The organism is Cupriavidus sp. GW823-FHT07A04, from assembly GCF_058794615.1.
Window position 1 is genome coordinate 1 of sequence record NZ_JBXAHA010000004.1, and the last position, 19171, is coordinate 19171.

17 protein-coding genes are annotated in these 19171 nt (G+C 66.6%); 8 read left to right on the forward strand and 9 right to left on the reverse strand.

Going from position 1 to position 19171, the window contains the following annotated elements; all coding sequences use genetic code 11:
* Positions 1-239: 239 nt before the first annotated feature.
* On the reverse strand, positions 240-1136 hold the full coding sequence (locus AC1Q7Q_RS07850) for a LysR family transcriptional regulator (protein ID WP_492375540.1): 897 nt from the start codon (positions 1134-1136) through the stop codon (positions 240-242).
* Between the two features lie 161 nt (positions 1137-1297).
* On the opposite strand from AC1Q7Q_RS07850, the gene AC1Q7Q_RS07855 reads away from it, so the two are divergent.
* From AC1Q7Q_RS07855 to AC1Q7Q_RS07865, 3 genes are all read left to right on the forward strand, one after another.
* Positions 1298-2659 carry an acyclic terpene utilization AtuA family protein gene (locus tag AC1Q7Q_RS07855; RefSeq protein ID WP_492375541.1) on the forward strand — a complete coding sequence of 454 codons (1362 nt, stop codon included), beginning with the start codon at positions 1298-1300 and terminating at the stop codon, positions 2657-2659.
* The gene (locus tag AC1Q7Q_RS07860) at positions 2656-3021 is read left to right on the forward strand and encodes an AtuA-related protein (protein ID WP_416051262.1); all 366 of its coding nucleotides are present in this window, start codon (positions 2656-2658) and stop codon (positions 3019-3021) included. The genes AC1Q7Q_RS07855 and AC1Q7Q_RS07860 overlap by 4 nt, the downstream gene beginning before the upstream one ends.
* Before the next feature lie 88 nt (positions 3022-3109).
* Positions 3110-4099, forward strand: coding sequence for a Bug family tripartite tricarboxylate transporter substrate binding protein (locus AC1Q7Q_RS07865; protein WP_492375542.1), 990 nt, complete (start codon positions 3110-3112; stop codon positions 4097-4099).
* A gap of 81 nt (positions 4100-4180) precedes the next feature.
* On the opposite strand, the gene AC1Q7Q_RS07870 is transcribed toward AC1Q7Q_RS07865, so the two are convergent.
* Positions 4181-6292 carry a ParB/Srx family N-terminal domain-containing protein gene (locus tag AC1Q7Q_RS07870; RefSeq protein ID WP_492375543.1) on the reverse strand — a complete coding sequence of 704 codons (2112 nt, stop codon included), beginning with the start codon at positions 6290-6292 and terminating at the stop codon, positions 4181-4183.
* Between the two features lie 261 nt (positions 6293-6553).
* Between AC1Q7Q_RS07870 and AC1Q7Q_RS07875 the strand changes: the two genes are divergently transcribed.
* Together AC1Q7Q_RS07875 and AC1Q7Q_RS07880 are read left to right on the forward strand one after the other, a co-directional pair.
* On the forward strand, positions 6554-7147 hold the full coding sequence (locus AC1Q7Q_RS07875) for a hypothetical protein (RefSeq protein ID WP_492375544.1): 594 nt from the start codon (positions 6554-6556) through the stop codon (positions 7145-7147).
* A gap of 52 nt (positions 7148-7199) precedes the next feature.
* The gene (locus AC1Q7Q_RS07880) at positions 7200-8201 is read left to right on the forward strand and encodes an MBL fold metallo-hydrolase (protein WP_492375545.1); all 1002 of its coding nucleotides are present in this window, start codon (positions 7200-7202) and stop codon (positions 8199-8201) included.
* Positions 8202-8234: 33 nt separating this feature from the next.
* Here AC1Q7Q_RS07880 and AC1Q7Q_RS07885 read toward each other — a convergent pair whose 3' ends face one another.
* Positions 8235-8669: an EamA family transporter gene (locus AC1Q7Q_RS07885; protein ID WP_492375546.1), complete on the reverse strand. Its 435-nt coding sequence runs from the start codon at positions 8667-8669 to the stop codon at positions 8235-8237.
* Between the two features lie 54 nt (positions 8670-8723).
* Complete coding sequence (locus tag AC1Q7Q_RS07890) at positions 8724-9113, reverse strand: GNAT family N-acetyltransferase (RefSeq protein ID WP_174426156.1); 390 nt, start codon at positions 9111-9113, stop codon at positions 8724-8726.
* Positions 9114-9287: 174 nt separating this feature from the next.
* Here AC1Q7Q_RS07890 and AC1Q7Q_RS07895 point away from each other — a divergent pair, with 174 nt between their 5' ends.
* A complete protein-coding gene (locus AC1Q7Q_RS07895) occupies positions 9288-10784 on the forward strand; it encodes an AMP nucleosidase (RefSeq protein WP_441632696.1) in 1497 nt (498 codons plus the stop codon).
* A 58-nt stretch (positions 10785-10842) separates the two neighbouring features.
* Here AC1Q7Q_RS07895 and AC1Q7Q_RS07900 read toward each other — a convergent pair whose 3' ends face one another.
* Positions 10843-10977: a hypothetical protein gene (locus AC1Q7Q_RS07900; RefSeq protein WP_492375547.1), complete on the reverse strand. Its 135-nt coding sequence runs from the start codon at positions 10975-10977 to the stop codon at positions 10843-10845.
* A gap of 106 nt (positions 10978-11083) precedes the next feature.
* On the opposite strand from AC1Q7Q_RS07900, the gene AC1Q7Q_RS07905 reads away from it, so the two are divergent.
* A complete protein-coding gene (locus tag AC1Q7Q_RS07905; protein WP_492375548.1) occupies positions 11084-11779 on the forward strand; it encodes an HD-GYP domain-containing protein in 696 nt (231 codons plus the stop codon).
* A 52-nt stretch (positions 11780-11831) separates the two neighbouring features.
* On the opposite strand, the gene AC1Q7Q_RS07910 is transcribed toward AC1Q7Q_RS07905, so the two are convergent.
* Positions 11832-12476, reverse strand: coding sequence for an OmpW/AlkL family protein (locus AC1Q7Q_RS07910; protein ID WP_492375549.1), 645 nt, complete (start codon positions 12474-12476; stop codon positions 11832-11834).
* 382 nt (positions 12477-12858) lie between these two features.
* Complete coding sequence (leuA, locus tag AC1Q7Q_RS07915) at positions 12859-14556, reverse strand: 2-isopropylmalate synthase (RefSeq protein ID WP_492375565.1); 1698 nt, start codon at positions 14554-14556, stop codon at positions 12859-12861.
* An 802-nt stretch (positions 14557-15358) separates the two neighbouring features.
* On the opposite strand from leuA, the gene AC1Q7Q_RS07920 reads away from it, so the two are divergent.
* On the forward strand, positions 15359-16714 hold the full coding sequence (locus AC1Q7Q_RS07920) for a hypothetical protein (RefSeq protein WP_492375550.1): 1356 nt from the start codon (positions 15359-15361) through the stop codon (positions 16712-16714).
* A 242-nt stretch (positions 16715-16956) separates the two neighbouring features.
* Here AC1Q7Q_RS07920 and AC1Q7Q_RS07925 read toward each other — a convergent pair whose 3' ends face one another.
* Positions 16957-17277 carry a DUF6587 family protein gene (locus AC1Q7Q_RS07925; RefSeq protein WP_492375551.1) on the reverse strand — a complete coding sequence of 107 codons (321 nt, stop codon included), beginning with the start codon at positions 17275-17277 and terminating at the stop codon, positions 16957-16959.
* 18 nt (positions 17278-17295) lie between these two features.
* Entirely contained in the window at positions 17296-19167 is a 1872-nt protein-coding gene (gene feoB, locus AC1Q7Q_RS07930) for a ferrous iron transport protein B (protein ID WP_492375552.1), read from the reverse strand.
* Positions 19168-19171: the final 4 nt, after the last annotated feature.

The window sequence follows — 19171 nt, forward strand, 5'->3', positions numbered from 1 at the left end:
GCGGCCGGGACCCAAACTCGCATCGCCTTAAGGCGATACTCAGACATGGGTCCCTCTTTTCCGCTCTTTTCGCCGAAGCCCGAGGCGCCCCATACGGCCTGGGCACACCTTCACGGCTCGCTTCGCATCGCGCTGGGGTGATTCCCGCCCTTCGTTCGGGGATCACGGCTACACCGGATCGCGGGTCTGGCGCCATGCTTGTGCTGGTGCTCGTCGGTGTGCAGGACCATCTTTGTCGATTATCCTGCCTTGCCCTTCTTGAAATGCGCTTGCAGCGCTTCGATCATCGCTGCCGCCGCTGTCGAATCTCCCCTCTCCCTCAAGCGCACCAGGCAAATATCCCGCACCAGCGATGGCAGCTGCATGGGCCGGATGGCCAGGCTTTCTTGCTGGAACTGGAATAGCGCCAGGGCTGGCACCACGGTCACGCCAAGTCCGGCGGCTACCAGCGCGGCCACGGTGGCCAGGTGTTCCACTTCCATGACCCCGTTGAGCTTGAGCGGATGCAGCGCGGCATCCAGGTGCTGGCGTACGCTGCTGGTCCGGGAGAGCTGGATAAAGGGCAGGCCTGCCAGCGCCTGGGGCGTCACGCGCCGCCGGCTGGCCAGGGGATGGCCTGCGGGGCAGACCAGGTGGAAGGTGTCCGTTACCAGGGGCTCGATGCGCAGGTCGCTATCCTGCGCGGGGGCGGGCGCCAGCGCAAAATCCGCGCGGCCGCGCCTGACCAGGTCGATGCAGCCGTCAGCCAGCAGGTCGAACAGTTCGATGGTGATGCCGGGGTAGCGCTGGTGGAAGGCGGCCAGGATCGGCGGCAGGTCGCCTGCCGCCAGCGAGGGCAGCGCGGCGATCGAGACGCGTCCTTTGCGGCGTTCGGCGTGGTCGCGCAGCTCCGCGAAGGCGGTCTCGAAATCGGCCAGCAGCCGCGCCGCCACGTCTTCGAAGCGCCGTCCTTCCACGCTGAGTTCCACATGGCGCGTGGTGCGCTCGAATAGCCGCGTGCCGGCTTGCTCCTCCAGCGTCTGGATCAGCGCGCTGAAGGCGGATTGCGACAAATGGCAGGCCTGCGCCGCGCGGGTGAAGTTGCGGTGCGTGACCAGGGCCACAAAGGCGCGCAGGTGTTTGACGGAGAGGTTCATTGGCAAGCGCGAGCGGCTTCGATTTAATCTGGAAAATCGATAGATTAATCCAAATTATCCGCTTTTTGGTTGACGGCGGCGCGTCTAGAATAGCCGCATCGGCCCGCAACCCCGCGCGCGGCCAGCCTTTGTTCACCCGGTTCTCACCAGGCTTTCATCCTATGACCGCCCCTTTGCTGATCGGCTCCGGCGCCGGCTTCTCCGGCGACCGCACCGACGCCGCCCTGCCCGTGGTGCGCACGCTGATCGCAGCGGGCGGGCCGGCCGTGCTGATGTTCGAGACGCTGGCCGAGCGCACGCTGGCGCTGGCCCAGCTGGCGCGCCACAACAATCCCGCCCACGGCTACGAGCCGCTGCTCGACGCCTTGCTCGCGCCGGTGCTGGGGCTGTGCCTGGCCAACGGCATTCCCATCGTCGGCAATTTCGGCGCGGCCAATCCCCATGCTGCGGCGCAGCGCGTGCGCGCGCTGGCGGCGGAGCTGGGCCTGGCACCGCCGCGGGTGGCGGTGGTGGAGGGCGACGATCTCTCGCACGATGCGGGCCGCGCGGTACTGCGCAAGATTGTCGGCGCGGCCTTTCCGGAGGCGCGCTTCGTTTGCGCCAACGCCTACATTGGCGCGCAGGGCATTGCCGATGCGCTGCGCGCCGGCGCGCAGGTAGTGGTGTGCGGCCGCGTGGCGGATCCCGCGCTGGCAGTGGGCCCGGCCATGGCGCATTTTGGCTGGTCGTGGCAGGACTGGGACCGCCTGGCGCGCGCCACCATGGCCGGGCATTTGCTGGAATGCGGGGCGCAGGTCACCGGCGGCTATTTCGCCGATCCCGGCATGAAGGACGTGCCGGATGTGCACGCCGTCGGCTATCCCATCGTGCGCCTGGACGAAGACGGCAATATCGAAGTGGGCAAGGCGGCGGATACGGGCGGCTGCGTGGACCTGCGCACGGTCAAGGAGCAGCTCCTCTACGAGGTGCACGACCCCGCCGCCTATCTGACGCCCGACGTCGTCGCCGACATCAGCGCGGCCACGGTCGAGCAGATTGGCCCGGACCGCGTGGCGGTGCGCAATGTGCGTGGCCGCGAGCGGCCCGAGCAGCTCAAGGCCAACCTGTTCTACGAAGGCGGCTGGATCGCGGAAGGCGAGATCTCCTACGCCGGCCCGAACGCGGCGGCGCGCGCACGCCTGGCTGCGCAGATCGTGCGCAAGCGCATGGACCTGCTCGGCCATGCGGTGCCGATCCGCTTCGACCTGATCGGTGTGCTGAGCGTCTTTGCCGACGATGGCGGCCGCCTGCTGCAACAAACACAACCCGGCGAGGCACAGGCGCAGGACGTACGCCTGCGCGCTGCGCTGGCCCATGAGGACAAGCCCGTGGCCGAAGCGCTGCTGCGTGAAGTCAATGCGCTGTACACCTGCGGCCCCGCCGGCGGCGGCGGTGTGCGCACCGCGTTGCGCGCGCGGCTGAACGCCATGTCCTGCCTGGTGCCGCGCAGCGCCGTCACCGCAAGCCACTCCCTGCTGCCATGAACGCAACCGCCGCTACCGCTACCCGTACCACCATCGCGCTCTACCAGCTCGCGCACGGACGCACGGGCGACAAGGGGGATCGCTCCAACATCAGCGTGATCGCCTACGACGCGCGCGACTTCGACCACCTTGTCGCGCATGTCACCGAGGACGCGGTGGCGGCGCTGTTCCGCTACCGCCAGCCAGCGGCGGTCAAGCGCTACCTGGTGTCCTCGCTGCAGGCGATGAACTTCGTCATCGACGGCGTGCTCGATGGCGGCGTGAACGATGCCCTCAACCTGGATACGCACGGCAAGGCACTGTCTTTCCTGCTGCTGCAACTGGAAATCCCTTTGCCCCCGCGGCTGGCCGGCGCTGGTTGAAGCAGAACACCGAAGCAGAACACCGAAGTAAAGCGACAAACCAAAACGACAAACCAGAACGATTCCAGATTCGAACAGGAGACCAAAGATGTCCGCATACACCAAGCCCGCTTCCCGCCTGAAAGTGGTCACCGGCATCGCCGCCGCCGCGGCGCTCGCGCTGCTGGCCGGCCCGGCGCAGGCGGAGTTTCCGGACAAGCCGATTCGCTTCGTGGTGCCGTTCGCCGCCGGCAGCGCCACGGACCAGCTCGCCCGCGCGATCGGCCAGGCCATTACGGTCGATGCCAAGGTGACGGTGGTGGTCGACAACAAGCCCGGCGCCAACGGCTTTATCGCTGCCAGCGACGTGGCCAAGGCCAGCCCGGACGGCTATACCGTGCTGATCAGCACCAACACCACGCATGCGGCCAACGAGCATCTGTTCAAGAAGCTGCCCTACGATCCGGTCAAGGACTACGTGCCGGTGACCGCGCTGGGCCGTGGCGGCCAGATCATGGTGGTCAACCCGCAGTTGCCGGTCAACAACGTGGGGGAATTCATCGCGCTGGCCAAGAAGGAGCCGGGCAAGCTCAGCTTTGGCAGCGGCAGTTCGTCTTCGCGCATTGCCGGGGAGCTGTTCCAGCAGATGGCGCATGTGCAGTTGCTGCACGTGCCCTACAAGAGCAACCCGCTGGCCATCACCGACCTGCTGGGCAACCAGATCCAGATGATGATCACGGATACCGCCACCGGCCTGCCCCAGGTCAAGAGCGGCAAGCTCAAGGCGCTCGGTGTGTCGGGCAAGACGCGCTCGCCGCTGGCGCCCAATGTGCCGACCATCGACGAAGCCGGCGTCAAGGGCTATGAGATGAGCTACTGGTTCGCCGCCTACGCGCCGGCCAAGACGCCGCAGCCGGTGGTGGACAAGCTCAACGCCCTGATGGTGAAGGCCGCCAGGAGCGAGACGGCGGCAAACTTCTACCAGTCCACCGGCACCGATGTGTTTACCAGCACGCCCGCAGAGCTGGCCAAGTTCCAGGCCCAGGAATCGGCCAAGTGGGGCCGCATCATCAAGGCCGCCAACATCCAGCCTGAATAAGAGGCCATTTCAAAGAGATTCTGGCGTCGTTGCGCCGCCTCGCTGTGCGATCCACCTGCACGGCGAGGCGGCCAGGCCAGCTTACTGGGCCAGCGTCGCCTTGTAGCCCACCGCATACGGCAGCTTGCCGGGCTTGGCGCTGCCCACCGGCTGCGACAACGCCGTGAACTCCGTCTCGTTGAGCACCGTCAGCCCGCCCAGCGCCACGGCGGTCTTGCCGCTGCTCACCGGATCGGCGGGGGCCAGCGCCACCATGGCGGTGGCCGCTGCGCGCACGGCACTCAGGTAGCTCGTGGTGTCGTCCAGGCGGTAGTTGTCCAGGTTGACGCGCTGACGCAGCCAGTCACCCCAGTAAAACTCCGTGAACTCCGTGGCGTCCGCCAGTTGCTGGTAGCCGATGTCGCGCGTGAAATACACCAGCGAGCGATAGCGGTCGTTGCCCAGGCCGTTGCGCAGGCCGAGCGCCGGCGGCAGATCGGCCGGTGTGGTCGGGCGGTTGGCGGTGTCCCTCAGCCACATCAGCTTGCGCTCGCGTAGCGTGCGGAAGAACGTGGCGCGGTCCTGCGTGGCCAGGTTGTCCTGCACCTTGATCCACATCTTCGCCTGCGGGCCGCCGTCGGTAGCCTCCCACACGCTGGTGAAGGTGTGATGGCCGTCAGTCAGGTACGGCTTGCCCGCCGGGCCGATCACCATGGTCTTCATATCCGCAGGCTTGTTGCCGACCGCCTTGGTGCAGGTGAAGGAGGCGAGGTTGTCCAGGCGCGAGGCAGCGGTCGTCGTGCTGGCCTTGTTCTGGCCGTTGGCCTCGCAGGCATCGTCGAACTTCTTGGCCGGGTCGGCCGCGTAGCGGCCCAGCTTGTAGTAGATCTGGTCGAAGCCGATGGCTGGCTGGGTCGGGCGCAGGTCGGCCAGCGTGACCTGCACGATATCGCCGGCCTTGGCTTGCAGGTAAGTGGTGGTCGGGGTTTGCGCGGCCAGCGGCGTGCAAACGCTCTGGAGGCGGCGCTTGGCGCCGGGTACGTCGCGCAGCTGGTAGGCCAGCTTGGCGGTGACCGGCAGAAACGCCAGCGAGGCGGCTTGCGGCTGGGCGGCGACGGTGTCCTGCCAGGCCCCGGAGATCAGCCCATTGGCGCCGGTGGCGATGGCGCCACTGGCCCCGATGGCCGCGTTGTAGTTCAGCGCGACGTCCGTGGCGATATTGTCGGCGGCGAGCCGGTTGCCCGCGATCGACACGATGTTGCGGCGGGTGCGGCCAGTGGCCGCGTTGCCGTCGTCCAGCTCGGGCTCGGCGCATAGCCAGTCGCCGTCGGCGGCGCCAGCGGCAATGGCCTGCGTGCTCTTGAGCACCCAGCTGCCGTTGCGTGGGCTGCCGTCGGCATTGCTGGCGGCTTCGTCGACGAACAGCGTTGCCTGACCATCCTGGCGTGCCACGAAGAGGCGGCCGATCTTGCTGCCGCCCAGCGTCACGGCAAAGGCGCCGGGGAAGCGCTGCTGGTCGGCGTCCGCGGCGAGCGTGCCGCTTTCGCCGCCGGCGCAATTGTCGGCATAGGCGGCGCCGGCGCAGGCGCGCACCGTCCCGTTCGCGGAGATCTTGACCTGTCCTACGGCGGCCGTGGTGCCTGCTTGGCGCAGATAGTTGTAGACGCCAGCGACATCGCTTAGCTGCGCGCCCTTGTTGGCCGCGCTCACGTGGCCCTGGAGCAGCGCGCCGCCGCCCGCGAGGAGGTTGGGCACCTGGCCCAGCGCACCGGACAGCACGCCGGCATCGACCACGAACTCAAAGCTGATGGCGCTCGCGGCGGTGGCCAGTGCCGCGGGTACGTCGGCACCGGCTGCCGCCAGCTTGGTGACTTTGTAGGTGTCGCCGCTACGCGTGTAGCTGCCCACCAGCGTGCCGCCCAGGCCAAAGCGGGAATCGAGAAAGCGTAGCGTGACTTGGCCGGTGGCCGGCTGGTCGAGCGCAACGGACACGGTATCGCCGAAGCTCACCGCGCCGACATAGAGCGAGCCGCCCGCCAGCGGCGTGAGCGCGGCCGGCTGCGTCACCGCGCCGCCATTGCCGCCATTGCCTCCGGTGCTGCCGCCGCTGCCCGCTTGCGCAGCCTGCGTCTGGTCGCCGTCGCCGCCGCAGGCGGCCAGCGCTGCCGTTGCCAGGGTACAGGCCACTGCAGCCCATTGCTTTCGCTTGATCATCGATCTTTCACTCGTTCGTTGTTTTCGTTTGTTCTCGTGTGTTCTCGTTTGCCGCCCGCCTGTGGGGGCGGGCGGCGGCAGGGCCACAATCTATGCCGGCTTGATGACGTGCTCGTGACGAAAGGTCTTGAAGCAAAGGCAACCAGGCCGGTGCGATTGCGGGAATCGGCGCATTCCGAAGCAACCTTGCTGGCGGGAGGGCCGCGCCACCGCTGGCGCGGGAGACGGGCTACCATGCCGCCAACTACGCAAAAGGCACGCATGAACGCACCCGTATCGACGTTTTCCGGGGCCCTCGATCCCCAGGCCCTGATCCGCACCTATATCCGCGCCAAGGATGAGAACCGCCCCCATCTGATGGCGCACGCCTTCGCTGCCGATGCCACGCTGGAGATGACGGTCAAGTCCGAGGCCATCGTGTTCCCGGCCCGCAGTGAAGGCCTGGCCACGATCAGCGACGTGCTGGTGCGGCGCTTTGGCCAGAGCTACGACAACGTCTACACGTTCTGCCTGGCGGAGGCCCCGCCCGCAGCCGACGCGCAACGCTATGGCTGTGACTGGCTGGTAGGCATGACCGACAAGGCCAGCGGCGGTGTGCGCGTGGGCTGCGGCAGCTACGCGTGGGAGTTCTCCGGGCAAGATGGCGCCCGGCGCGTGCAGGCACTCACCATCGTGATCGAGGCCATGGACGTGTTGCCCGCCGACACCGCACAACAGGTGCTCGACGGCTGGCTGGCCCGCCTGCCCTATCCCTGGAGCACTGCTTCGCACGTTTGCGCGCAGGCTCCGGCACTGGCACAGTTGGCACCGGCGCTGGCGTATCTGCGTTCCGGCGCTGCGCAAAACAGCCGTTGATCAGGCAGCGGCACGTGGCCTTGCCTGGCTTGCCCTCCTAAAGGATCGACCCATGACCCTGCCCTGCCTTGCTGCCCGCCTGACTTCGCTTTCGATGGTCTGCGCCCTCGCCCTTGCCGGCCTGCCCGCGCTGGCGCAGGTCCGGCCGCCAGCGGCCCCGCCGGCCCAGCAGAAGACCCAGGTGCCCGGCTACTACCGCATGATGCTGGGCCAGTTCGAGGTCACCGCGCTCTACGACGGCTATGTCGACCTGGACACCAAGGTGCTCAAGTTCACCAGCCCGGGCGAGGTACAAGGCCTGCTCGCGCGCATGTTCGTGGCCTCCACGCCCGGCATGCAGACCGCCGTCAACGCATACCTGATCAACACTGGCACCAACCTGATCCTGGTTGACACCGGCACGGCGGCTTGCTTCGGCCCCACGCTGGGCCGCGTTGTCGAGAACCTGCGCGCGGCGGGCTACAACCCCGCCCAGGTCGATACGGTGCTGCTGACTCATATGCACGGCGATCACGCGTGCGGCCTGACGGCCGACGGCAAGGCCGTCTTCGCCAACGCCAACGTGTATGTCGACAAGGCCGAGGCGGGCTACTGGCTGGACGAAGCCACCGCCGCGCGCGCGCCACAGGACGCGCAGTCCTCGTTCGCCATGGCGCGCGCCGCCGTCGCCCCTTACCAGGCCGCCGGCCGGATGCGTACCTTTGGCGCGGGCGACAAGCTGGTGGCGGGCGTGAGCGCGGTGCCGGCGCGCGGGCACACCCCGGGCCACAGTGGCTACCTGTTCAAGTCAGGCGATCAAAGCCTGCTGGTGTGGGGCGATATCGTGCACAGCCACGCGGTGCAGTTCCGCCGCCCAGAGGTGGCGCTGGAATTCGACTCGGACAGCACGCAGGCGGTGCGCACGCGCAAGAAGATGTTCGCCGATGCCGCGCGCGGCAAGCTGTGGGTGGCGGGCGCCCACCTGCCGTTCCCGGGGATCGGCCATGTGCGCGTGGAGAGCAAGGGCTACGCCTGGGTGCCGGTGGAATACGGGCCGCTGCGCACGGACCGGTAATGTCGATGCGACCCCATGTGCCGGAGTTGCCTCTTAGCGCTTGAACCCTAGTACCAGCACGCCGGCGCCGACGAGCGCGATGCCGGCCCACTCGCGCAGGTTGGGGCGTTCGCCGAGAAAGATCACGGCGAACACCGCCACCAGCAGCAGGCTCAGCTTGTCCACCGGCGCCACCTTCGAGGCATCGCCAATCTTCAGCGCCCGGAAGTAACACACCCATGAGGCGCCCGTGGCAAGTCCGGAGAGCACGAGGAAGATCCAGGTCCGCGGCGACAGCGCGAGCGGGTTGCTCCACTTGCCCGTGAGCACCACGAAAAAACTCAGCACCACGATGATCACCGCCGTGCGCACCAGCGTGGCAAGGTCCGAGTTGATGCCTTCCAGCCCGATCTTGGCGAAGATCGCCGTCAGCGCGGCAAATACGGCCGACAGCAACGCCCAATGAAACCAACCGGTGGAAGAGGCCATGTGTTGTTGTGCGCGATGAAGGATTGAGCGGCAGGCCAGCCCGCCGGGCCCGGCTCAGGTGCGCCGGCGCTCCATGGCCACCAGCGAGGGCACAAAGCCGAGCTGCCCGAAGAAGGCCGCCTCGGACGAGCGCCCGGCGCGCAGCACCCACGTGATATCGGGATCGTTGCCGACGATGTGGCGCACCAGCGCGCGGCCGATGCCGCGGCGGCGATGGCTCGGCGTCACCGCGACCATCGACAGGTAACCGTTGGAGATATCGTCGCACAGCGCCCGCGCGAAACCCACGATCTCTCCGTTATCGACCGCCACCACCACCCGTTGCGAGTTGGCGATCAGCCGGGCGAAGCGTTCCGTGTTGGCAACGCGGTGCGCCCATCCGTTGGCCGCAAGGAGTTGTCTGGCCGCCTCGATCTCTTCTGGCAGCAGATTGCGGATTTCCATCGGGGCTCCCAATGCAAGCAGATACGGCAACTCGGCGCTGCCCTTCTAATGGGGGGCGTCACGAGGCGAGTGCGGCGCGGGGCCGCAAAAAAAGACTGCAGGCAGTGTAGCGAGCGCGCGAAGGCCCGTCAATTTGCGGCAGGCCATGTTGCTTCCGCTCTGTAGCGGGGTATCATGTTTCCCATGAATGCCTCGATCTTCTCTTCCGCCCATCCGGCCGATCAGCTGGCCGAGTTCTCCGACGCCGACGCGGCGCTGGCTCGCATCCGTGAAATCTACGATGCCTCGGTCGGCGCGATCCGCGCGCGCTTCGATGCCTTCGCCCAGGGCCAGCCGCTGCCGTCCGCGGCACATGCCTGCTATCCCTACCTTGGCATCTCGGTCAATCTCGAAACCATGGTCACCGACAGCCGGCCATCCTGGGGCACGGTTGCCTACCCCGGGGTCTACGGCACCACGGTCACCCGCCCCGAACTGCTGGCCGATTACTACCGCGACCAGATCGAGCGCCTGATACGCTACCACCGCGTGCCCGTGGTGGTCGGCGTCAGCCGCCGCCCGATCCCGTTGCCGTTCGTCATCGAAGCCTCCACCACGGACATCAGCTACACGCAGGCGCGCGAGCTCGAAGCCTCGTTCGTGCTGCCCGAACTGAGCCGCATCGACGACGCCATTGCCAACGGCACCTATGAGCCGGTGCCCGGCGAAGCCTGGCCGCTCTCGATGTTTCCCGGCGAGCGCGTGGACCTGGCGCTGCAGCGGCTCTATCACTACACCGGCACCGCGCCCCAGCATTTCCAGCGCTTTGTGCTGTTTACCAACTATCAGCGCTACGTCGACGAATTCATTGCGCTCGGCCGCTCGCTGATGGCCGCCGAAGACGCGCAAGGCGCGGACGGCTACGTGCGCTTCGTCGAACCCGGCGATGTGATGCAAGAGCGCGGCGAGGCCGAGCCCGACGACGCGCTGCGCCCGCGCGCGCTGCCGCAGATGCCCGCCTATCACCTGGTGCGCGAGGACAATCTCGGTGTCACGCTGGTCAATATCGGCGTGGGCCCGTCCAACGCCAAGACCATGACCGACCACCTTGCCGTGCTGCGCCCGCACTGCTGGCTGATGGTTGGCCACTGCGGCGGCCTGCGCCGCTCGCAGCAACTCGGCGACTACGTCCTGGCGCACGCGTATGTGCGCGATGACCACGTGCTCGATCACGACCTGCCGCCCTGGGTGCCGGTGCCGCCTATCGCCGAGATCCAGGTCGCGCTGCAAGAGGCCGTGGTGCGTGTGACGGGCTTGTCCGGCAACGAGATGAAGACCCGCATGCGCACCGGCACCGTTGTCTCCACGGACGACCGCAACTGGGAGCTCAAGTCCAAGGCGTTGTACGCCCGCTTCAACCAGTCGCGCGCGATTGCCATCGACATGGAAAGCGCCACGGTCGCGGCCAACGGCTTCCGCCTGCGGGTGCCGTATGGCACCTTGCTATGCGTGTCCGACAAGCCGCTGCATGGCGAACTCAAGCTGCGCGGCATGGCCAATGCGTTTTATCGGCAGCGGGTGAGCCAGCATATGTCGATCGGGCTGGAGGCGATTCGCATCTTGCGCGAGGGCGGTGCCGAGCAACTGCACTCGCGAAAGCTGCGTAGTTTCGACGAGCCGGCGTTTCGGTAGGCTGGCTCCTGCCGGCGTTCCCGTGCGAGCGGGGACGCCGGTGCCTTGCATCCCTCACTCACCACGCGGTCGGGCCGCCACGCGCCTTGGCCGGCTTCCCCTCGAAATGCGCCACCAGGAAGTCAAGGAACACCCTGACCTTGGCTGACATATTGTGCCGTTCCGGAAACACCGCATAGGCCAGTCTCAGCATGGATTGAGGCAGGCGAAGTGCGTGGCCACGAAGGCGGTTCGCCATCAGCTATTGGCGATATGCCTCGACAGGCATAGAATCTCGCGCTTCGCCCAGCTTCAGCACCATGACTACGAATCCCCATGCGGTTATGACGCTGGCCAGCCTGACGCTCGCTGGCTGCTTGCGTTACCCGCATGCATCGGGCCATCTCGTTCGCACCGCGACGATCGCCGCCTGCCTTGCCGATCTGCTGGGGCTGGATGCGGCGCACTGCGAGCGCATACGGCTCGTTACGCCGGCGCACGACGTGGGCAAGCTTGCCATCCCCGATGCCGTACTGCTCAAGCCTGGCAAGCTGCTCCCCGAAGAGCGGCAGGTGATCGAGCGGCATGCAGAGATCGGCGCGAACATCCTCGCGGGCAGTGCGGACGTGCTGATGCGTCTGGCATCGCAGGTCGCGCACCATCACCACGAGCGTTTCGACGGCACGGGCTATCCACGCGGCCTGGCCGGCAAGGAGATCCCGCTGGCCGCGCGTATCGTGGCGCTCGCCGATGCGTTCGATGCCATGACGGAGTCGCGTTGCTATCGTCCCGGCATGAGCGACGACGATGCGCTGTCGATTGTCTCGGCAGGTTCCGGCACGCATTTCGACCCGGACGTGGCGAGCGTTTTCCTCGCCAGCATCCCGCAGATACTGCGGAGCCGGAAATCAGCGCAAGCGCTGCTGGATGCTGGCTCGGAGATGGCCGTGGTCGCGCGCTTCTATGGCTTGAGTCGCAACGCATTGCGGCAGATCCCGCGCCAAGCCAGAACCTGACGCGGGATCCGCCGCGCGTTCGTTGTGCCGTGGAGCGACGTACCGCGATTCGTCAGAAGCGGTAGCCCACACCCATGCTGAACAGCCACGGATCCAGGCTCACGTTCGAGACCTTCACACCGGCCGCCTTCACATCGCTCGACAGCCACACCTTCTTGACGTCGGCATTGAGGAACCAGTTCTTGGTGAGCTTGTAGTCCATGCCGATCTGCAGGGCCGGCGCCACGCTCCAGCTGTCGAGCGACAGCGAATTGTTGGCAATGTCGGCACCCCAGATGCGCGTGAAGTTCAGGCCAGCGCCGATATACGGGCGGAAGGTGCCGTTGGGAATGAAGTGATACTGCACCAGCAGCGTCGGCGGCAGATGGGTGAAGGAGCCGATCTTGTTGCCATCCAGGTAGACGTTCTGCTTCTGCGGCACGGTCAGCACCAGCTCGGCGGCGATGTGCGGCGTGAAGAAGTAGGTGACATCGAGTTCCGGAATCCACTTGTTGTTGACCGTGATGCGGTCCGAGGCGCCAACGCCGCCGATCGGGTCGGACTTGCCGGCCATGTCGAGATAGGTGCCGCGCAAGCGCACCATCCAGTTGCCCTGCGCTTCATCGGCGGCAGCGGCAGGCGTTGCGGCAACGGCGCCGAGCACGGCAAGGGTGGCAATGGCAGTGGTGCACAGACGGATATGCAGGTGCTTCTTCATGATGGTTGGCTCGTGTTTTAGGAAACTTCACGCACAGTTTGGCGCAGCGTTTCCGGTTGAGCCTTGACCGAAAGCAAGAAGATGGGCATCGGTGGCGCGCGCATGCGCATGCGTCGCCGCGTTGCTACAGTCCCGGCCCGCGCTGGGCTGCTTGCGCACGAGCCGCGCAGCGCGCTTTCGCATTTCCAATCCCGGGCCGGGCTTCTAAGGACATGCGCAAATATTCGTGGCGGCAAGTTTGCACCCGCCTTACGCTGTGCATACAGTCAAGCAACGAGCATGTCGTGGGCGTCCCGCAAGGGCGTCTTTCCGGGTGTGCCCCGTGGGGGCGGGGCACACCGGTTTTTCTGCGCCGAGGCCTTGAGCCCGGGCGCGGGCGGCATCAATCGGCCAGGGCTTGCTCGCGCCGCACTTGGCTGGCCGCAAGCAGGTGGCGGTTCACGCCCGACACCACGGCCTTGAGCGATGCCGTGACGATACTGGCGTCGATGCCAGCGCCAAAGCCCGTGGCGGAGTCTCCTACCCGCACTTCCACATAGCAGGCCGCGGCAGCATTGGCGCCGGACGACAGCGCGTGCTCGTGGTAATCCATCACGCGCACCGGCATGTCCAGCGCGCCTTTGAGGCCGCTGACGAATGCATCGATCGGGCCGTTGCCCCGGCCGCGCGCGCGCAGCGCTTCGCCATCGCGCAGCAACGCCACTTCGATCTCCACCTGGCCGTCGTTGCCGGACACCATCTGATGGCCCATATAGCGCAGCGGCGCCTCATGTTCGAGATATTCGCGCTTGAACAAGCCATACAAGTCATCGGCGCTGGCTTCGAGCCCGCTCTCGTCTGTCATCGACTGCACCGCGCGGCTGAACTCGATCTGCAGGCGGCGCGGCATATAGATGCCGTGCACCTGTTCCAGCAGGTAGGCCATGCCGCCCTTGCCGGACTGGCTGTTTACGCGAATCACCGCATCGTAGCTGCGGCCAAGGTCGGCCGGGTCGATCGGCAGGTATGGCACCTCCCAGATCGCATCCGTCTTCTGCTGCGCGAAGCCCTTGCGAATCGCATCCTGGTGCGAGCCGGAGAAGGCCGTGAAGACGAGGTCGCCCACATACGGGTGGCGCGGATGCACGGGGAGCTGGTTGCAATCCTCCACGCATTGGCGCACTTCATCGATGTCGGAAAAATCGAGCTCGGGGTCCACGCCCTGCGTGTAGAGATTCAACGCCAGCGTCACCAGGTCGACATTGCCGGTGCGCTCGCCATTGCCAAACAAGCAGCCTTCCACGCGATCGGCGCCCGCCATCACGGCAAGCTCGGCGGCTGCCACTGCGGTGCCACGGTCATTGTGCGGGTGCACCGACAGTACGATGCCTGCGCGCCGTGCAAGATGCCGGTGCATCCATTCGACCTGGTCGGCGAAGATATTGGGTGTGCTGCATTCCACCGTGGTCGGCAGGTTGAGAATGAGCGGGCGCGTGGCGCTAGGCTGCCAGATCGCGGATACCGCATCGCAAACCTCGAGCGAGAAATCCAGCTCGGTCATGCTGAAGGTCTCGGGCGAGTATTCGTAGGTCCATGCCGTCTCGGGCATGCCGTCGGTCAGCGCCTTGATCAGGCGGGTGCCCGCCAGCGCGATCTCCTTGACCTCCTCGCGGCTCGCACCAAACACGATGCGGCGAAACGCGGGGGCGATCGGGTTGTAGAGGTGCACCACGGCGCGCGCGGCGCCGCGCACGGATTCGATGGTGCGTTGTATCAGGTCTTCGCGCGCCTGGGTCAGCACCACGATGGTCACGTCGTCCGGGATGCGGTCTTCCTCGATCAGCATCCGTACGAAATCGAAATCGGTCTGCGAGGCCGAGGGGAACGCCACTTCGATTTGCTTCAACCCGATCTTGACCAGTTGCTCGAAGAAGCGGAGCTTGCGCTGCGGGTTCATCGGCTCGATCAGGGCCTGGTTGCCATCGCGCAGATCCGTGCTCATCCAGACCGGCGCGCGCGTGATGCGCTTGGCGGGCCAGGTTCGGTCGGCGATATCTACGGTAGTGGCAGGGCGGTATTTGGTGGCGGGGTTGCGCAACATCATGACGGTTCTCCTTCCTCGCGGGAAGATGCAAGAGACAAAAAGCAAAAAGTAAAAGGCAAAAAGCAGGACGCAGGATCGCCAGGGCGTTGAAACGCTCAATAGCGAAGGCGTCAGAAAGCCGATGCGGAAAAAGGGTGGCGCGAGGCTGCCGAACTGCCACTAGGCACTAGGCCCGGCAACCGATCAGTAGGTCTAGCAGTAGCGAGGAGGAAAGACGCGGCGCCGACAGGGCCGGTGCAACTAGAGCAATGGCGGTACCCAGCGCGCGACCTGCTGCCGGCACGCGCACGGCTGCAGCGATGCGGGAGGCATCGGCGGCGCGGCGGTGGAAGCAGGTGGCTTGGTGCATTGCGTGGTGTGTGGGAAGCGGTGCGGATGACGCGGATGACGCGGCTTACGCCAATTACCAAGGTGCGTCGATCACTTGTACTTGTCATGCGTGCCGAGCCCGCTTTTCAGCGGTCGGCATCCGGCAAGAATAGTCGAGAACGCGAACGGGCGTCAAGGACGAGTGCGCGGGTCCCCTGCGGATAACCAGTTGGCCAGCCACCTCCGCCTGGCCATCGGCACGGACTTGTGACTGAGCCCAGGCGTGCGTCAGCGTACATAAGCGCCGAACTCTCAGCCGTTTGGCTGGTACAGCAGCTTGCACATCGTGACTAGCCTAGAAAGCGCGTGACTGTCCAATTCCGCCATTTACCTGTCCGGTCGCGCCAACCAAACGAGTCTGGCCAGCGGCGCCCTGCTTCCGCTTTTGTCGGCAGGGGGCCCGGGATTTAACGCCATACGGGGAGACATCATGAGAAACACCAAGATGTGGCCAGCATGGCTGGCCTGCGCCGCCATGGCATTGCTGATGGCGGGCTGTGGCGGGGGCGGTGGCGGCTCGGGCGCTGCATCGCCCAGCACCGCGAGCACCGCGGCGGATACCACCCCGGTGAAATACTCGGTGACGCTCACGATGACCTCGGGACAGGTCGGGGTGGGCCGCAGCATCTCGATGTCAGCCTCGGTGGTGGACAGCAAGGGAGCGGACGTAACGTCGTCCAGCACCTTTGCCTGGACTTCGTCCAGCAACGCCATTGCCACCGTGGTGCCGGCCGCAAACGCCAGCGCCACCATCACGGGTGTGGCGGTGGGTACGGCCACCATCCAGGTGGTGGCCACCATCAAGGCGGCGGACAACAGCACCACGCAACTGCCCGCGCAAACCGCCACGGTGGCCGTGCAGCCCACCGCCGTCAGCTACAACCTGGCACTGTCGAATCCGGTCCTGTCGCTGGTTGACGGGCAGGTGCAGCCGGTCACGGCGACGCTGGTCGATGGCAACGGCAGCGACGTCAGCGCAGCCGTGCACGACTGGGCCTGGGCCAGCTCGACTAGCAACGTGCAGGTCAGCGCCGCGCAGAATGCCGCATCGCTGACGGGCGTCAACAGCTCGGATACCGCTGCCGCGGTCGGCACCGTCACGGTCTCGGTCACCGCGCCCAACGGCAATGCTGTCAGCGGGCAGATGCTGGTGACGGTGCAGAAGAACAGTGGCTACACCTACCGGCTCGAGCTTTCACAAGGGGGCGTGCCCATCAACGCGCTGTCGGTGCTCAACGGCTATCCGCAGGTCTTCAACGCGCGCGTGATCCGCAGCGATTCGCATGATTCCACCGCGGATTTCGACGGCACCTGGAGCTACGCCGCCACCTCGCCAACGCTCTCCGTCGCGGCGGATCCGGCCACGCGGCAGGCCACGTTGAGCACCAGCATCGTGATCGGCACGCCCACCGCGCAGAGCCTGCTGCAGGTGAGCGCGGCCAGCAGCAAGATAGCGGGCACGCCCAAGGCCAGCCTGACGGTGACGGAGCAGCCGAAGTGGGCGCTGGTCTATAACGGGCCACAACCGCTCAAGCTGCTGCTGTCGCTGCCCGTGCCGATTCCCGTCACCGCCACGCTCAAGAACTTCGGCGCGGATGTTCCCTATCTTGGCTGCACGGGCTGGAGCTGGGCCAGCAGTGCCAACGTAGCGTTCGCGGGTGGCGTCAATGCTGCGCAGATCGTGGTGACGCCCTTGGCGCTTGGCGATTTCACGGTGACAGCGACCTGCACGGCCGGCCCTGAACTGCAGCCGATTTCCATCACGATTCCGGGAACGGTGAGCTGATGCGGCGCCCGGCATGTGTTCCTGCCGCGCGTCGTTGCAACTGCCCGCGCTTGTTTCTCTGTGGTTTCAATGATCCGTCGCCAGACGGCCGCCTGATGGAGATCGTGCCGCGCAGGTGCGGACGAGGGGGGAAAGCGGGAGGGAGGAGGTGCCGAAGACGCTGTGAACCAGCGCGGCGAACCCAAAGCGTACCCGTTTCTGCGTGGATCAAAAACGTGGCTAGCGATGGGTTTGGGGGCGTATCAGCGCTTGGCCACGAAGCGGATGATCTGCTCGCCGGCCTGTTGGGCGGGCACTTGCTGCGCGCTGTCGGTGGTGCTGGAGCCGCAGGTATTGCAGCCGCCGCTGTCGCAGCCGCTGGCGCAGCCGGCCGCTGCCTGCGGTGCCAGCCAGGCCACCGCGCGCTGGCGCCAGCCGGTGGCCGCGGTGCCGCCCAGGCGCGCCGCCAGCCCGCTCTTGATCCGTTCACGGGTGCGCGGTGCATAGCGAGCCAGCACGGAGAGCGTGCAGCCCAGCACGATCAGCGGCACCAGCAGGGTTTCAAAGGCATGGTAAAGGCTCATGGCTGCAATGTCCTCGCTTTAGCTCAGCATCAGGGTGATGCGGTACGTGGCAAAGGCAGCCAGGTAGCCCAGGCCCGCCAGGTAGGCCGTCGAGGCGGCCATCACCTTCCAGGAGCCGGTTTCGCGCCGGATCACCGCCATCGTGGAGATGCATTGCGGCGCGAACACGTACCAGGCCAGCAGCGACAGCGCCGTGGCGAGCGACCATTGCGCGGCGATCATCGGCACCAGTTGGCTGGCCATGGCGTCCTCGCTGCCGGACAGCGCATAGACGGTGGCCAGCGCGCCCACGGCGACTTCGCGCGCGGCCAGGCCCGGCACCAGCGCGATGCAGATCTGCCAGTTGAAGCCGATCGGGGCAAAAACATGCTCCAGCGCCCGGCCGATCATGCCGGCGAAGCTGTAGTCGATGGCCGGGGCGGTGGCGCCGTCCGGCGGCGACGGAAACGTGGCCAGGAACCACAGCAGCACCGTCAGCGTCAGGATCACCTTGCCCACGCGGGACAGGAAGATGCGGGCACGCTCCCACAGGCCGATTGCCACGTCGCGCGCATTGGGGATGCGGTACGAGGGCAGCTCCATCATCAGCGGGTGGTCGGTGCGGTCGCGGCGGAAATACTTCAGCACGTACGCCACCACCAGCGCGCTCACGATGCCCGCCACATAGAGGACGAACAGCACCAGGCCCTGCAGATTGAACATTCCCATCACCGTGCGCGCCGGGATGAAGGCGCCGATCAGCAGGGCGTACACGGGCAGGCGCGCGGAGCACGTCATCAGCGGGGCCACCAGGATGGTCGCGAGGCGGTCGCGCGGGTCCTGGATGGTGCGCGTGGCCATGATGCCGGGAATCGCACAGGCAAAGCTGGAGAGCAGCGGGATAAAGGAGCGGCCGGACAAGCCGGCGCCCATCATCAGGCGGTCGAGCAGGAAGGCGGCGCGCGGCAGGTAGCCGGATTCCTCCAGCGTCAGGATGAACAGGAACAGGATCAGGATCTGCGGCAGGAACACGACGACGGCACCCAGGCCGGCGATCAGGCCATCCACCAGCAGGCTGCGCAGCATGCCCTCGGGCAGATGGCTGCCGACGATCTCGCCGAACCAGTGCACGCCGCCCTCTATGCCGTCCATCAGCGGGGCGGCCCAGGAGAACACCGCCTGGAACATCAGGAACAGCAGCACGGCCAGGATCGCCAGGCCGAACACCGGATGCAGCAGGATGCGGTCCAGGCGGTCGTCCATGGCCGCGGTGCGTGCCGGCATGGTCACGGCGGCATCCAGCAGGCGCTTGACCTCCTGGTGCACGTCCAGGTCGGATGCCGGCTCGGGGGCTGCAGCCGGCACTTCAGGCAAGGCCGCGTCCAGTGCGGCCAGCAGGCTGGCGGCGCCATCGCGCTTGACGGCAATCGTCTGGACCACCGGCACGCCGAGCGCGGCGGCCAGCTTGTCGCGGTCGATGTGGATGCCGCGCTTGGCCGCGGCATCGCTCATATTGAGCACCAGCACCATCGGCAGCCCGAGACGGCGCAACTCCAGCACGAAGCGCAGGTGCAGGCGCAGGTTGGTGGCATCCACCACCGACACCAGTAGTTCGGGGCGCGGCTCGCCCGGGCGCTTGCCCAGGCAAACGTCGCGCGTGATGGCTTCGTCCAGGCTGGCCGCGTGCAGGCTATAGGCACCCGGCAGGTCCAGCACACGCACCTGGCGGCCGGCTGGCGAAACAAAATGGCCTTCCTTGCGCTCGACGGTGACGCCAGCGTAGTTGGCCACCTTCTGGCGGCTGCCGGTCAGGCGGTTGAACAGCGCGGTCTTGCCGCAATTGGGATTGCCCACCAGCGCAACGCGCAATGCGGGACGCTGGGAAGCGGAAGTCGGGTTGGCGACAGACATATTC